Annotated in this window: 13 protein-coding genes and 1 pseudogene; 6 read left to right on the top strand and 8 right to left on the bottom strand. The window is 34.4% G+C overall.

Going from position 1 to position 12,959, the window contains the following annotated elements; genetic code table 11:
* Window positions 1-181: 181 nt before the first annotated feature.
* From BLW20_RS13485 to BLW20_RS13475, 3 genes are all read right to left on the bottom strand, one after another.
* Entirely contained in the window at window positions 182-1,426 is a 1,245-nt protein-coding gene (locus tag BLW20_RS13485; protein WP_143037814.1) for an NAD(P)H-hydrate dehydratase, read from the bottom strand.
* A 64-nt stretch (window positions 1,427-1,490) separates the two neighbouring features.
* Window positions 1,491-2,153, bottom strand: coding sequence for a hypothetical protein (locus tag BLW20_RS13480; protein ID WP_091102358.1), 663 nt, complete (start codon window positions 2,151-2,153; stop codon window positions 1,491-1,493).
* A 116-nt stretch (window positions 2,154-2,269) separates the two neighbouring features.
* Entirely contained in the window at window positions 2,270-4,171 is a 1,902-nt protein-coding gene (locus BLW20_RS13475; RefSeq protein WP_091102354.1) for a S9 family peptidase, read from the bottom strand.
* Window positions 4,172-4,322: 151 nt separating this feature from the next.
* On the opposite strand from BLW20_RS13475, the gene BLW20_RS13470 reads away from it, so the two are divergent.
* The 3 genes from BLW20_RS13470 to BLW20_RS13460 are packed head-to-tail and all read left to right on the top strand — an operon-like array spanning window position 4,323 to window position 6,247.
* Entirely contained in the window at window positions 4,323-5,003 is a 681-nt protein-coding gene (locus BLW20_RS13470; protein ID WP_091102351.1) for a DedA family protein, read from the top strand.
* Window positions 5,004-5,040: 37 nt separating this feature from the next.
* A complete protein-coding gene (mtgA, locus tag BLW20_RS13465; protein WP_091102347.1) occupies window positions 5,041-5,730 on the top strand; it encodes a monofunctional biosynthetic peptidoglycan transglycosylase in 690 nt (229 codons plus the stop codon).
* 55 nt (window positions 5,731-5,785) lie between these two features.
* The gene (locus BLW20_RS13460) at window positions 5,786-6,247 is read left to right on the top strand and encodes a Tim44 domain-containing protein (protein ID WP_091102344.1); all 462 of its coding nucleotides are present in this window, start codon (window positions 5,786-5,788) and stop codon (window positions 6,245-6,247) included.
* A gap of 178 nt (window positions 6,248-6,425) precedes the next feature.
* Here the strand turns inward: BLW20_RS13460 and BLW20_RS13455 are convergent, their stop codons facing one another.
* From BLW20_RS13455 to hemH, 4 genes are read right to left on the bottom strand one after another with little or no spacing between them, the layout of a single operon-like run.
* A complete protein-coding gene (locus BLW20_RS13455) occupies window positions 6,426-7,208 on the bottom strand; it encodes an enoyl-CoA hydratase/isomerase family protein (protein WP_091102341.1) in 783 nt (260 codons plus the stop codon).
* Between the two features lie 10 nt (window positions 7,209-7,218).
* On the bottom strand, window positions 7,219-8,691 hold the full coding sequence (locus tag BLW20_RS13450; protein WP_091102337.1) for a sensor histidine kinase: 1,473 nt from the start codon (window positions 8,689-8,691) through the stop codon (window positions 7,219-7,221).
* 3 nt (window positions 8,692-8,694) lie between these two features.
* Window positions 8,695-9,234 carry a CopD family protein gene (locus tag BLW20_RS13445; RefSeq protein ID WP_091102334.1) on the bottom strand — a complete coding sequence of 180 codons (540 nt, stop codon included), beginning with the start codon at window positions 9,232-9,234 and terminating at the stop codon, window positions 8,695-8,697.
* Between the two features lie 5 nt (window positions 9,235-9,239).
* Complete coding sequence (gene hemH, locus BLW20_RS13440; protein ID WP_091102331.1) at window positions 9,240-10,262, bottom strand: ferrochelatase; 1,023 nt, start codon at window positions 10,260-10,262, stop codon at window positions 9,240-9,242.
* A 240-nt stretch (window positions 10,263-10,502) separates the two neighbouring features.
* Between hemH and BLW20_RS13435 the strand changes: the two genes are divergently transcribed.
* The 3 genes and pseudogenes from BLW20_RS13435 to BLW20_RS13430 all read left to right on the top strand — a co-directional run.
* Window positions 10,503-10,970, top strand: coding sequence for a hypothetical protein (locus tag BLW20_RS13435; RefSeq protein ID WP_091102328.1), 468 nt, complete (start codon window positions 10,503-10,505; stop codon window positions 10,968-10,970).
* A 231-nt stretch (window positions 10,971-11,201) separates the two neighbouring features.
* The gene (locus BLW20_RS14925) at window positions 11,202-11,324 is read left to right on the top strand and encodes a hypothetical protein (protein ID WP_262492808.1); all 123 of its coding nucleotides are present in this window, start codon (window positions 11,202-11,204) and stop codon (window positions 11,322-11,324) included.
* Between the two features lie 12 nt (window positions 11,325-11,336).
* Window positions 11,337-12,125: pseudogene (locus BLW20_RS13430) on the top strand (PLP-dependent cysteine synthase family protein); the annotation flags it as partial.
* A 176-nt stretch (window positions 12,126-12,301) separates the two neighbouring features.
* Here the strand turns inward: BLW20_RS13430 and BLW20_RS13425 are convergent.
* Window positions 12,302-12,959 (bottom strand): tyrosine-type recombinase/integrase (locus BLW20_RS13425; RefSeq protein WP_177165099.1); only part of this gene is annotated, 658 nt, incomplete at its 5' end.

The following is a 12,959-nucleotide window of genomic DNA, read 5'->3' as shown; positions in this document are numbered from 1 at the left end:
TATGCTTGTAGACAAGCATATCAAATTTATCTTTTGGAATAAAATTGATGATTTGTTTGAAAATCGGCTGACCGACTAATTTCTTTTCTGTATCTTTATTGCTCATATTTTTGATTTGTCGTAAAACCAAAATATGAAAAAAGGAGCTAACCACAATGGGAAGCTCCTTAATTTTGAAAAGTTAGTCGGTTAGTAGTGTAAAAGTATATTGGTTTTTAAGAACAATAATACACTGTAATTCTTTTGCTTTGCACCGGGCCTTTTCCAAACGAGCAAACCAATCTTCTGAAGATCCAAATAAACGGTCAAATTCTTTAAGATGTGGAGTAAGAATACTGTTTGCAGGAATTTTACCTAACCAATTTTCTTCAGAAATAATATTTAAAGCATCTGCATCAAAAACGACAGGGATTTTCTCCTTCAAAATTTTATGTACAATTTCTTTTGAATTTTGAGTTAAACCAAGTCCTGGGCCGATAGCAACAGAATTGAATTTATTAAGTGAAATTTCGTTAAAATTTTCTCGCTCTAGTGTCATTATTTCTGGCTGAGAAATATTTAGTGTAGAGAAATTTTCTTTTGGAACACAACAAGTAACTAATCCAACACCTGTAAATAAAGCCGATTTCGCACACAGTACAGCCGCTCCCATAGTATTGGACATACCACCAATAATGAGTAAATGACCGTAGATGCCTTTATGAGAAAACGGCTGTCTAACCTTGAGCTTTCCGACAATATCCTTTTCTTCTATCCAAAAATAATCCGATGGAAGTGATTGCAAAAAGTCTTCATTTAATCCAATGAATACAAATTCATGACTTTTCGAAGAAACAATTGACTCAGGAAACATAAAAAACAGTTTCGGACGTTGAAAAGAAATAGTTTTGTCAGCTTTAATACCCTGATATTTTTTAATTTTAGAAGAATCGATATTTAAACCAGAAGGACAATCTACAGAAAAAATATATTTTGCATGATGGTTTATTTTTTTTATAATCTCAGCTAAAGGTTCTTTTAAAGTGCCTTGAAAACCAGATCCTAAAACAGCATCAATAACAATATCTAAATTGTTAGGTAGTTCGTTAGCTTTTTTTATTTCGAATAATGGAATTTTTAATTGATTTAATCTTTTTTTATTAACAATAAAATCTGGTGAAGAACTACTAAATATGTTTAGTATAATTACTGTTATGTTATTATAACCTTTTAATCGCAGTAAACGAGCAATAGCCAACCCGTCACCGCCATTATTCCCTGTACCACAGCAAACAGTTATTTTTTCATTAACAGAAATATCTTCTGTGATTCTTTTTACAAATGAATTACAAGCCTGTTCCATTAAATCTATAGAACGGATAGGCAAATGTTTAATAGTATATTCATCTGCCTTTCGCATTTGTTCATTGGTAATAAAATTAAGCATAATCGGTTTTATATCAATTACGAATTTAGGAAATTTGTTACAGATTACAGCAAACAAAATCCACCTAAACTTTTAAAAGTTTTCCAACTTCATATATTAAAACATACTCATGTGATAATGCAAAAACCAGAATACTTTTTTCATCAATAATTTCATCAATATTAAAAATCATCTTATTAAAACCTTTAAATAAAATTTTACTATTCTGTCTATAAACACTAAATTGTTTAGCATCTTGTAAATAAAAAGTTTCTTTTGTTCCTATTGAAATCGAATCCATTACTTTTCCTTTTACAATTATTGGTGAAGGAGGCATTGAATGCATAAAATATTCAATTATGGTATCTTTTCTTATTCCAATAAAAACATCAAATTCTTCAGGTGTAACACTTGACCATGCACCAAGAATCTGACCTTTCATTTTTAGTTTTTTTAGATTCTTATCAAGTAATAATTCTTTTATTAGAATTTCTAGATTATAACGTTTATTATTAGTTGGTGTTCTTATGGTATCATTTCCATTTATTTCAATAGAATACCCTATTCCATGAGCTGTTTTCACAAATTTAGGGATGGTTGTATTCTCTCTTAAAATACCCCAATGCTGATATGTATTTTTATCGACTACATACTTATAAAAATCTTTTTCAGATACTTTTTTATAGGAAGATTGAGCAAGACAAAAATTACTTAAAAGAAATACTAAGAATGGAAATGTCTTTTTCATGATTTGATTTTAAAAAACTAAAATTAACAAAAAAATCCTTCAAGTTTAACCTGAAGGATTCGTATGTAAGCAACTTTGTCAAAGTTTTAAACTTTGACAAAGGCTTTGTTTAAAACTTACAACGTTTCTTTTAACCAGTTAAAAAATTCGGTTTGCCAAACCAGGGCGTTTTGTGGTTTAAGTACCCAGTGGTTTTCTTCTGGTAAATAAACAAATCGGGATTTAATACCTTGCAACTGTGCGGCAGCAAATGCTTCCTGACCTTGACCAATTGGTACACGGTAATCAATTCCGCCGTGGAAAATCAAAATAGGCGTATTCCATTTTGCCACGTTGTTTTTTGGGTTAAACTGTGCATACGTTTTCTGTGCCGCTGCGTTGTTTTTATCCCAATAAGATCCACCGGCATCCCAGTTTGTAAAGAAAATTTCTTCAGTTGTTCCGTACATTGATTCTAAATTAAACACCCCACAATGGGCAATAAATGTTTTAAAACGATTTTCGTGAATCCCCGCTAAATAATACACTGAATAGCCACCATAACTTGCTCCGATTGCTCCCCGACGTGCAGTATCTACATAAGGTTCCTTTGAAACTTCATCAATTGCCGTTAAATAATCTTTCATTGGCTGTCCGCCCCAATCTTTAGAAATAGCTTCGTTCCACTCTACTCCATGACCTGGCATTCCTCTGCGGTTTGGTGCAACAATTACATATCCGTTTGCCGCAATTAATTGAAAATTCCAACGAAACGAATAAAACTGTGTCAATGCAGATTGTGGTCCGCCTTCACAATACAATAAAGTAGGATATTTTTTGTTAGGATCAAAATTTGGAGGCAAAATCACATATACCAGCATTTTTTTGCCATCGGTAGTAGTGATCCATTTTTTTTCTATTTTACTTTTTGCAATGTTGCTGTAAGCCTCATCGTTAACATGCGTAATTTGTGACCATTTTTTCAATTTTAAATCGTATGAATATACTTCGCTTGCCGTGTTAAAATCGGTTCGGGTTACCAATAATTTGTTTCCTGAAAAACCTACAAATCCGGTAACATCAAACTCTCCTTCGGTTATTTGTCTTACTGTAACAGCAATTTTGGTTAAACCGGGAAAGTTGACTTCGAACAACTGAACGGTTCCGTTTACTGCTGCATTAAAATAAATTTTCTTTCCGTCCTGGCTCCACACATAGCTGTTAACCGTTCCGTCCCAACCAGAAGTTAAATTAATATCGATGCCTTTATGCCGCACAATGATATCGTTTTTATCGGCTTCGTATCCATCGTTTTTCATTTGCAGCCAGGTTAAATCGCCATTTGGAGAAAACGTTGGATGTGTATCGTAACCCAAATTCTTTTCGGTTAAATTTGTGGTTTGTTTGGTTTCTAAATTGTATTCGTACAAATCGGTATTGGTGCTTGTGGCATACGCTGTCCCGGCTTTCTTTTTGGATACGTAGATGACCGATTTTCCGTTGGGATGCCATACATAATCTTCTTCTCCACCAAACGGTGCTTGCGGACTATAATAAGGTTCGCTTTCAAGTAAATCGATTTTTTCGTTGGTTTTTACATTGGTAACAAACACGTGATTAAACGATCCGTCATTGTATTTGTCCCAGTGGCGGTAATCTAACGCATCATATACATACACATTTGATTCCGGTAAGTTTGGATAGCGATCCTTGCCTAAAACCTTATTTACTTTTACTTCTTCTGTCGATAATTTAAAATTTCCGTCGGGCGAAAGGTTTCTGTCTTTTATCAATCCATCGGCATTTTCTATTTCTTTTACCTGTTTGCCATCAACAGTTACCTGATATGTTTTATATTCAATAGTGTTTTTTTCAACATTCGGAATACCTGCTTTGTAAATCAAATAATCGCCGTTATCTGTTATTCCCACAGGGTTTACGCGTCCCAATTTCCACAAAAGTTCTTTTGTCATTACCTTATCTTGTGCTGTTGCATTGATTGCAATAACCGATAAAGTTGCTAATAAAATATGTTTCATTTTTACACCTATTTTTTTGTTGTGGCTAAATTTACGAAAATATAAATGATAAAAATTCCTTAAAGTTTTGTTTTATATGAATTCATCAACCCGAAAAGTGAAAAATTATGAGTAATTTCACGCCCGAAAAAAATACTACAATCATTTTACGATGGAAGAATTTAATTGGGGCGATTTAATCAACCCTGAATTTTACATAAACTTAGAAATAGCCGGGCACAAAATTGGTTTATACGTTGTTTTATTCATTGTTTTTGCCGAAACCGGTTTGCTGGCAGGTTTCTTTTTACCGGGAGACAGCCTACTGTTTTTGTCAGGTATTTACAGCAAAGCATTAATGAGTGAATTAATGGTTATTGAAAGCGATTTCTTAAATGTATTGTGCGTAGCATCATTGGTTGCTTTGGCAGGAATTATCGGAAATTTATTTGGATATTGGTTTGGTGCAAAAAGCGGAAATTACCTTTACCAGAAAGAAGACGGTTTTTTGTTTAAAAAGAAATACCTGTTTGAATCGAAAGCTTTCTTTGAAAAACACGGTGGACGTGCCATTATCTTTGCCCGTTTTTTACCTGTTGTACGTACTTTTACACCCATTATTGCAGGTGTGGCAAATATGGAATTTAAAAAGTTTGTATTCTACAACATCATTAGTTCTATCGCGTGGTCATTCTCATTAATTTTCGCAGGACATTATCTGTATCGCTTTCTTTTAGACAGTTACGGCTTCGATTTAACGCATTACATAGAATATATTATTATTATTATCATTGCCATTACAACGGTTCCGTTTGTTATAAAACTGATAAAAAATAAAAGAGCAAAAAAATAAAAAAGGGAGTATATTTACATCCCTTTTTTTATGCAATATGATACGCAAAATTTTAAAATTTATCGGCAAGTTAATCTTGTATTTCTTTGGGATAAGCATTGGGTTGGTTATCCTTTTTAAATTTGTACCCGTACCGTTTACACCGTTGATGTTTATCCGATCTGTTGAGAAAATAGGCACCGATGAAAAAATAATATGGAAGCACGATTGGGTTTCGATTGATGAAATGAGCATCAACATTCAAAAAGCAGTTATTGCCAGTGAAGACGGAAAATTTACTTCGCACAACGGATTTGACATTAAAGCGATACAAAAAGCTTATACCAACAACCAAAAGGGCAAAAAGCTTAAAGGAGGAAGTACCATTAGCCAGCAAACAGCCAAAAACGTTTTTCTGTGGCCTGGCAGAAGTTATGTTAGAAAAGGATTGGAAGCCTACTTTACCGTTTTAATTGAAGTTGTTTGGGGAAAAGAACGCATTATGGAAGTATATTTAAATTCCATTGAAATGGGCAACGGTATTTATGGAATCGAGGCGGCATCACAACATTGGTTTAATAAACCTGCAAAAAATCTGACTAAAAACGAAGCGGCTGCCATTGCCGCCATTCTGCCTAATCCTCGTAAATTCAAAGCAAAAAATGGTTCAAATTATATCGAAAGAAGAAAAAATGCCATTAAACGCCAGATGAATTTTTACAACAATCCCGATTATAAAAAAAATTAAAAAAACAACACATTAATATTTTTTTGTAACTTTACTTAAATTAAATTTAAAAAATATGAAAAAGAACATTTTATTACTAGCTATTTCAGCAGGTTTATTATCAATGGTAGCATGTAAAAAAGAAACCACAACCACAACAGAAATTACAACCGATACCTTATCAACAGAAACTGTTGTTACAGAAGAAACAACGATTGATCCTTCTATTCAGGCACAAATTGACGAAGCCAAAGCAAATTACGACAAAGCAGAAGCAGATGTTAAAGCCGCTATAGAAAAAGGCGATAAAAAAGCAGAAGAAGCCGCCATTAAGGTTCGTGATGAAGCTAAAAGTTCTTGGGAAAAAGTTAAAGACGGTGTAAACAACACAGCTCAGGATGTAAAAGACGGAATCAACAATGCAGCCGATAAAGTAGAAGAAGGTGCCGAAAAAATTGGAGATAAAGCTAAAGAAGTTGGTAAAGACATTGAAGATGGCTACAACAAAACATTAGACAAAATGAAAACAAATAACTAATTGGTTTAGTTTGATAAAAAAAATCCTGTATTTTGCAATACAGGATTTTTTGTTTTTTAACATCGGTTAAAAATTGATTAGTTTGATATTATTTAAAATTTCGTCATTTCGAGCTTGTAATTATCGACTTCTCTATACGCTTCGCTACTCGAAGTGACGTGTTGTTTTAATAATCGAATCAATTCCCTTTAAAATCGGCTTTGCGTTTTTCTAAAAAGGCTGAGGTTCCTTCTTTAAAATCGGCTGTACCGAAACAATATCCAAAACGGTCAATTTCTACACCAAAACCATTAACGCCATCTTTAAAATTAGCATTAACCGCTTTAATTGCTTGTGAAATAGCAACCGGAGCATTTTTAGCAATTTTTAAAGCCAGTTCATTGGCTTTGTCTAACAATTCGGGTTGTGCCACCATGTGATTAATCAATCCGTAAGATAAAGCTGTTGGTGCATCAATCATTTGAGCAGTCATAATTAACTCGTTAGCACGCCCTTTACCTATTAACTGAGGCAAACGTTGTGTACCGCCATAACCGGGAATAACACCTAAAGTAACTTCGGGTAAGCCCATTTTTGCGTTATCTGATGCAATGCGGATATGTGAAGCCATTGCCAGCTCTAGTCCGCCACCCAAAGCAAAACCATTGATTGCTGCAATAACTGGTGTTTGCAGGTTCTCTACAAAATCAAACAATAATTCTTGACCTTTTCTTGCTAATTCAGATCCTTCTGAGGTATTAAAACTTGCAAATTCAGAAATATCTGCACCGGCAACAAACGCTTTTTCGCCCGATCCTGTAATTATAATTGCCCGTATGGCATTGTCGGTTTCGCAGTCTTTAAACGCATGGTGCAATTCTTCTATGGTAGCTTTGTTTAACGCATTCAATTTTGTGGGGCGGTTAATTGTTATGGTTGCTACCGCATTGTTTTTTTCTACTAAAATGTTTTCAAACGACATAGTATTTAATTTAATTAGTAATAGGTAATTTCACGTAAAAAGTGGTTCCTTTATCAAGAACCGTATCAAACGATATGGTGCCACCGTAAGCTTCGATCATGTTTTTAATCATTGCCAGACCAAGCCCCATTCCGCTTGTTTTTGTTGTAAATTTCGGCTCAAATATTTTATCTTTAAGATCATCGGGAATTCCGGTACCGTTGTCGGAAATAGTTATTAAAACATCGCTGTTTTTGCGTTCTACTTTAACTAAAATCCGTGGAAAAGGTTCATAATTTGGAATAGCCTGTATGGCATTTTTAACCAGATTATTAATGATTCTGATGATTTGTGCCTGATCAAAGGTAGCAATGATTTCTTTTTCGGCAGCTTCAAAACGGATAAAATCTTCATTAAAAATTTCTAATGCCAACTGAATAACCTTTACCACATTTAAAGTGGTATTTTGTTGTGCAGGCATCGAGGCAAAATTTGAAAAAGCCGAGGCAACCGCACTCATCGTATCAATTTGCTGCACCATTGTTTCACAGAAATCTTTCATTTTTTTGAACGAATCGGGGTCTTCCGGATTGAATTTCCGTTGGAAACTTTGCACGGTTAATTTCATTGGTGTTAACGGATTCTTAATTTCGTGTGCCACTTGTTTAGCCATTTCGCGCCACGCCATTTCACGTTGGTTTTGTGCTAATTTTTCTGCCGATTCTTCTAACTTATCAACCATTTCATTATAAGAATTGATCAGTGTTTTTATTTCATCGGATACATTTTCTACCTTAATTTTTTCGTTTCTTTGGTTGATGTTCGTTTTTTGGATACGCTCGCTGATCAACTGAATGGTTTTGGTAATATAACTCGATAAAATATACGCCAATACCACCGCCACGAAAATGATAAAGATATAAACCTGTCCAAAAAGTATTACAAAACTGTTTACTTGTGTATCGTAAAAAGACGTTTCTTCGGCAACGGGCATACTTATGATGCCCAACGGTTTAAACTGGTTGTCTTTAATGTAATTATATGCCGACCGGTAAGTAACACCGTCAATAATCCGCAAATCTGTAAACCGTTTGGTACTTGTGGTTTCAATGATCTTTAAAATAGTGGGCGATATTACTTCGTTATCAATTTTATCTACAACAAAATTTCCTTTTGACGTAATTAAAAGATGTCCTTTTAAATCGTAAATATTAATTTGAATGTTGTGAATGATAGACAGTTCAAATATTTTGTCTTTAAAAATCAATGGAAGATTTTCTGTGGTTACCGGATAATCTGTCGTTTGTAAAACGAAATTCACGTGTTCATTTACTGCATTTTCTTTGCGTAGCAAACGATCCTGATGGTAATTCCGGGCTTCTTTTTTAAACTGATAAATGATGACCACTGCAATTAAAACCGACGATATAACCGTAAGAAAGATCATTGATAAGAAAATTCTTACCTGTAACGATGAGGTTTTTATGCGGAATGGTTTTGCCATAAGCTATTTTGAATTTTGCTCGCGGATACGTTTGTAAAATTTGTATCCCATCATAAGCAACATCGAAAATACGATAATTCCTACAACTCCGAAAATCCAATTGAATGCATTTTTTAAAATAACCAAAAACACGACCGAAAAAAGAATAATTGTTGCCCCTTCGTTCCAAATTCTAAAAAACGAACCGGTTTTGTTTAATGTTCTTTTTTCGATTTGTTTCACAAATTGGTGGCATTTTATATGATACAGCCAAAGTAACAGAACAAAAAGCAGTTTTACGTGCATCCAGGAAAATTGAAACAGTGTGGGGTTTTCTATCAGCATCCACACACCGAAAATAGTTGCTAAAACCGCAGCCGGAAAAGTAATGATAAACCACAGTCTGTTGGTCATTAATTGGTATTGGTCAGACAGAATTTTCTTTTCGGTTTCACTTCTTTCCTGTGCTTCGGCATAATACACAAAAAGCCGAACAATATAAAAAAGTCCGGCGAACCAACACACCACAAAAATGATATGTAATGCTTTTAAGTATAAATACATAAATATTATTTTTTAGACCAATCGTTAATCCAATTGCCTACCAATTCGCACCACGCATCATCGTCATTCAAACAAGGGATTGCCAGGAAATCTTCCCCTCCTTTTGCCTGAAAATCTTCTTTGGCACGCATGGCAATCTCCTCTAAAGTTTCTAAACAATCGGTAACGAACGCTGGAGTTACTACAGCAATTTTCTTAATTCCCTTTGCAGGCATATTATCAATTTCAACATCAGTGTAAGGCTCTAACCATTTATCACCTGCCAAACGTGATTGAAAAGTTTGGCAATATTTGTTTTCAGGAATTCCTAATTGTTCCACAACCAATCGGGTTGTTTCATAACAATGTGTGCGGTAACAAAACTCGGCTGCCGGGGTTCCCGCTTCACAACACATTTTGTTTGTTACAAATTTCCTGTGCGATTTTGTTTTATCTGTTTTTCTCACATGGCGTTCAGGAATACCGTGATAAGAAAAAACTAATTTATCGTATTCAAAACCTTTTAAATGTTCTTTTATTGAATTTGATAACACGTTGATATAATCGGGTTTATTGTAAAATGCCGGAAAATTCATAATTTTCATATCAGGAAATTTCTTTTTTCTTATTTCATCAGCCAAGGCTTCAATTGTTAATGTTGATGCCATTGCATATTGCGGATATAAAGGAAAAAGCATCACCTCTGTTACCCCTTGGTCATATAAATCCTGAAGGCCTTTTTCAATAGTCATGCTTCCATAACGCATAGCAAGCCCGACAGGAACATTCACTAAAGGCTGTACTTTTTTATGCATTCGTTCTGAAAGAACAATTAACGGAGAGCCTTCTTTCCACCAAATTTTTTGATAAGCATGTGCCGATTCTTCCGGACGTTTTCTTAGAATAATTCCGCGAACCAAAAAAGCACGCAACAAATACGGAACATCAATTACGTATTTATCCATTAAAAATTCGTCTAAATACGGCTTAACCGCTTCGGGTGTTGGCGCATCGGGTGATCCTAAATTTACTAATAAAACTCCTTTCATTTTTAATCTTTTTGCAAAGGTACTCGCTCTTTTGTATAAAATGGATTGTTATGTGATATTTAAAATTTATTTAAGTATTTAATGAATACAATAGATTCTTCATTTTACAAAGATAAAGTTTTTGGTTTAGAGATAATAGCTTTCAGCGATAAGCAATTTATTATTGGCAAGTTTGTGAAAAAAAAAAAAACGGGGGTGATTTTAATAGAATGATTATATTTGAGTTTAACAATTATAAAAATGAATAAAGTTTTGAAAATCATCGGAATCATTATTGGCTTAATTGTCATTGTAATTGGAGTTCTATTTTTTATCGCTGACAAAAAAATGCAAAAAATCAATATAGCTCAACAAAACGCTGACTTTATCATTCAAAATCTTGACAAATCGGACGTCATTAATGAATTTCCCGACAATAACTTTCCCAACAAATCTCAAATTAAGAATTTTGTTGATGGAATTTCACAAAATTGTGATTGGAAAAACAAAGATGGAAAATTCGTTGATTTCTTTACTATGAAAAACATTGGAGGAACAGATCAAACAGCGTACATCTACGAATATTATCTAAAATGTGATAGCTTAAGATTTATTTTGACTTACGACATGAATAAAGAAGAACCTGAACTTTCAAGACTTGATATACAACCTCTTGAAGAACCAAATGATATGATATTATTTCCTGAAAAACAATTAAAAAACAGATAATAAAACGAAATTAACTATAACTATCAAGTTATTTTCATTTATAATCTGCAATCAACGACATTAAATATTTTTTAGGCGTGGTTACAAATTTCTTTTTAAACGCAGCATAAACTAACTTATGGAGAGTTAAACATTCGTTAAACGAATGTTGTTTGGAGATTTGGAATAGTTTCGTAAATTTGAGTTACTGTAAATACAACAACGACACCATTAAACGAAACAACCAACAAGATGATAAAGAAAGGAACATTAGAACTTATAAACAATACACCGTTAGTTGCTTTGGATAAGTTGGTAACAGGAAAAACAATTTATGCAAAGTTGGAATATATTCAGCCGGGCGGAAGCGTATAAGACAGGGCTTCATACCAAATTATTAAAGACGCTTACACAAATGGAAAATTAAAAAAAGGACAGCTTGTTGTAGAAATGACAAGTGGAAATATGGGTGCAGGTTTGGCAGTTGTGTGTAAACAATTCGGTAATCCTTTTTTGGCTGTAATGTCAGAGGGAAACAGCATTGAAAGACGTAAAATTCTGAAAGCATTGGGGGCAGAAATTTTATTAACCAAACAAGTGGACGGAACGCAGGGAATGGTAACAGGCAAAGACATTGAATATGCTTCCGAAGTCGCAAAAAAATATGCAGAAGAAAACAATGCCTTTTACGTTGACCAATTTAATAATCCGTCAAGCGTTCTGGCACATTACAACACGACAGGACAAGAAATCTGGGATGATTTACCCGAAATTGAAGCCTTTGTTTCAGTCGTTGGAAGTGGCGGAACTTTTATCGGAACTTCAAAATTTTTAAAAGAGCAAAATCCAAACATAAAATGTATAGCCGTTGAACCTGAAAACACAGCAATTTTAAAAACAGGTGCAATAAAATCAGCTAAACATATCATTCAGGGAACAGGTTACGGTTTAGTTCCACCACATTGGGAAAAAGATTTAGCGGACGAAATCATAACTGTTGCTGATGATGAAGTAAGAGAAATGACTGTAAAATTAAGTCAGGAGCAAGGTTTGTTTGTTGGATATTCAGCAGGTGCAAATGTTGTTGCATCAATTAAATTTTTACAATCAAATCCTGAGATTAAAAACATTGTAACTATACTTTGCGACACAGGATATAAATATTCAGCCTTGTAAAATGTACCAGCTGTAACAACATCGAAGTTGGCAAAATGCTGGGGTAACGTCTAAGTTGACAATTCCGTCTTCGTATGTCGCCAATGCTTTTTGCATTGGCTTTTTTTTGTGATTTAGCCGCTGACAAAAAAGCATTGGTTACGTTCCGTCCAAATCGAAACTTTTTACACCGATTTTCACATTCTGTCCAATGGCGAAACGACTTTTGCCAGCGATGTGTCCGAAACTTTGGTATAAATCTGTGTGGTACGGATGTCGTTATGTCCCAAAAGTTTTTGGATAAAGCTGATGTCTGTACCAAATTCCAGGAGATGTGTAGCATAACTGTGCCGCAATCCGTGAATACCGATGTTTTTGCGGATACCTGCTTTCTTCATCGCATTTTTGAAAACAAGCTGTGCACTTCGCACGGTATATTGTCCGCCATATTGCCCTTCAAAAAGAAAATCTTTGGGACGATATTCTTTGTAATAAATCCGTAATTCTTCCAAAGCCGAACCGGGTAGGTTTACATACCTGTCTTTTTTTCCTTTGCCTCTGTGTATGCGGACTTTCATGGTGTTGCTGTCAATGTCCGAAATTTTAATGTTCACAATTTCGCTTACACGCAAGCCCATTCCGTAACAAAGCTGCAAGATAAGCCGGTGCTTGATGTTTCCGGTTACTGAAAACAGCTTCTTTACATCTTCTGCACTCAATGATTTGGGCAAAAGCAAAGGCTTTTTGGGACGTGGAATGTCAAAAAACATTTCGGGCTGATGCAAAACTTTTTCATAATAGAATTTAACGGCATTTATACGACTATGAATTTGGTTTTCGGAAAGTTTCAGTTCT

The sequence above is a fragment of the Paenimyroides marinum genome (genome assembly GCF_900108395.1).
Classification (GTDB): Bacteria; Bacteroidota; Bacteroidia; order Flavobacteriales; family Flavobacteriaceae; genus Flavobacterium; species Flavobacterium marinum.
This window is presented reverse-complemented; position numbering and strand designations above follow the sequence as displayed.

What these genes read in the sequence shown, in the direction of transcription:
- BLW20_RS13480 (WP_091102358.1), bottom strand. Translation starts at nt 2,153, where the DNA reads ATGAAAAAGACATTTCCATTCTTAGTATTTCTTTTAAGTAATTTTTGT.
- mtgA (WP_091102347.1), top strand. Translation starts at nt 5,041, where the DNA reads ATGATACGCAAAATTTTAAAATTTATCGGCAAGTTAATCTTGTATTTC.
- BLW20_RS13475 (WP_091102354.1), bottom strand. Translation starts at nt 4,171, where the DNA reads ATGAAACATATTTTATTAGCAACTTTATCGGTTATTGCAATCAATGCA.
- hemH (WP_091102331.1), bottom strand. Translation starts at nt 10,262, where the DNA reads ATGAAAGGAGTTTTATTAGTAAATTTAGGATCACCCGATGCGCCAACA.
- BLW20_RS13450 (WP_091102337.1), bottom strand. Translation starts at nt 8,691, where the DNA reads ATGGCAAAACCATTCCGCATAAAAACCTCATCGTTACAGGTAAGAATT.
- BLW20_RS14925 (WP_262492808.1), top strand. Translation starts at nt 11,202, where the DNA reads ATGATAAAGAAAGGAACATTAGAACTTATAAACAATACACCGTTAGTT.
- BLW20_RS13485 (WP_143037814.1), bottom strand. Translation starts at nt 1,426, where the DNA reads ATGCTTAATTTTATTACCAATGAACAAATGCGAAAGGCAGATGAATAT.
- BLW20_RS13455 (WP_091102341.1), bottom strand. Translation starts at nt 7,208, where the DNA reads ATGTCGTTTGAAAACATTTTAGTAGAAAAAAACAATGCGGTAGCAACC.
- BLW20_RS13460 (WP_091102344.1), top strand. Translation starts at nt 5,786, where the DNA reads ATGAAAAAGAACATTTTATTACTAGCTATTTCAGCAGGTTTATTATCA.
- BLW20_RS13435 (WP_091102328.1), top strand. Translation starts at nt 10,503, where the DNA reads ATGAATAAAGTTTTGAAAATCATCGGAATCATTATTGGCTTAATTGTC.
- BLW20_RS13470 (WP_091102351.1), top strand. Translation starts at nt 4,323, where the DNA reads ATGGAAGAATTTAATTGGGGCGATTTAATCAACCCTGAATTTTACATA.
- BLW20_RS13445 (WP_091102334.1), bottom strand. Translation starts at nt 9,234, where the DNA reads ATGTATTTATACTTAAAAGCATTACATATCATTTTTGTGGTGTGTTGG.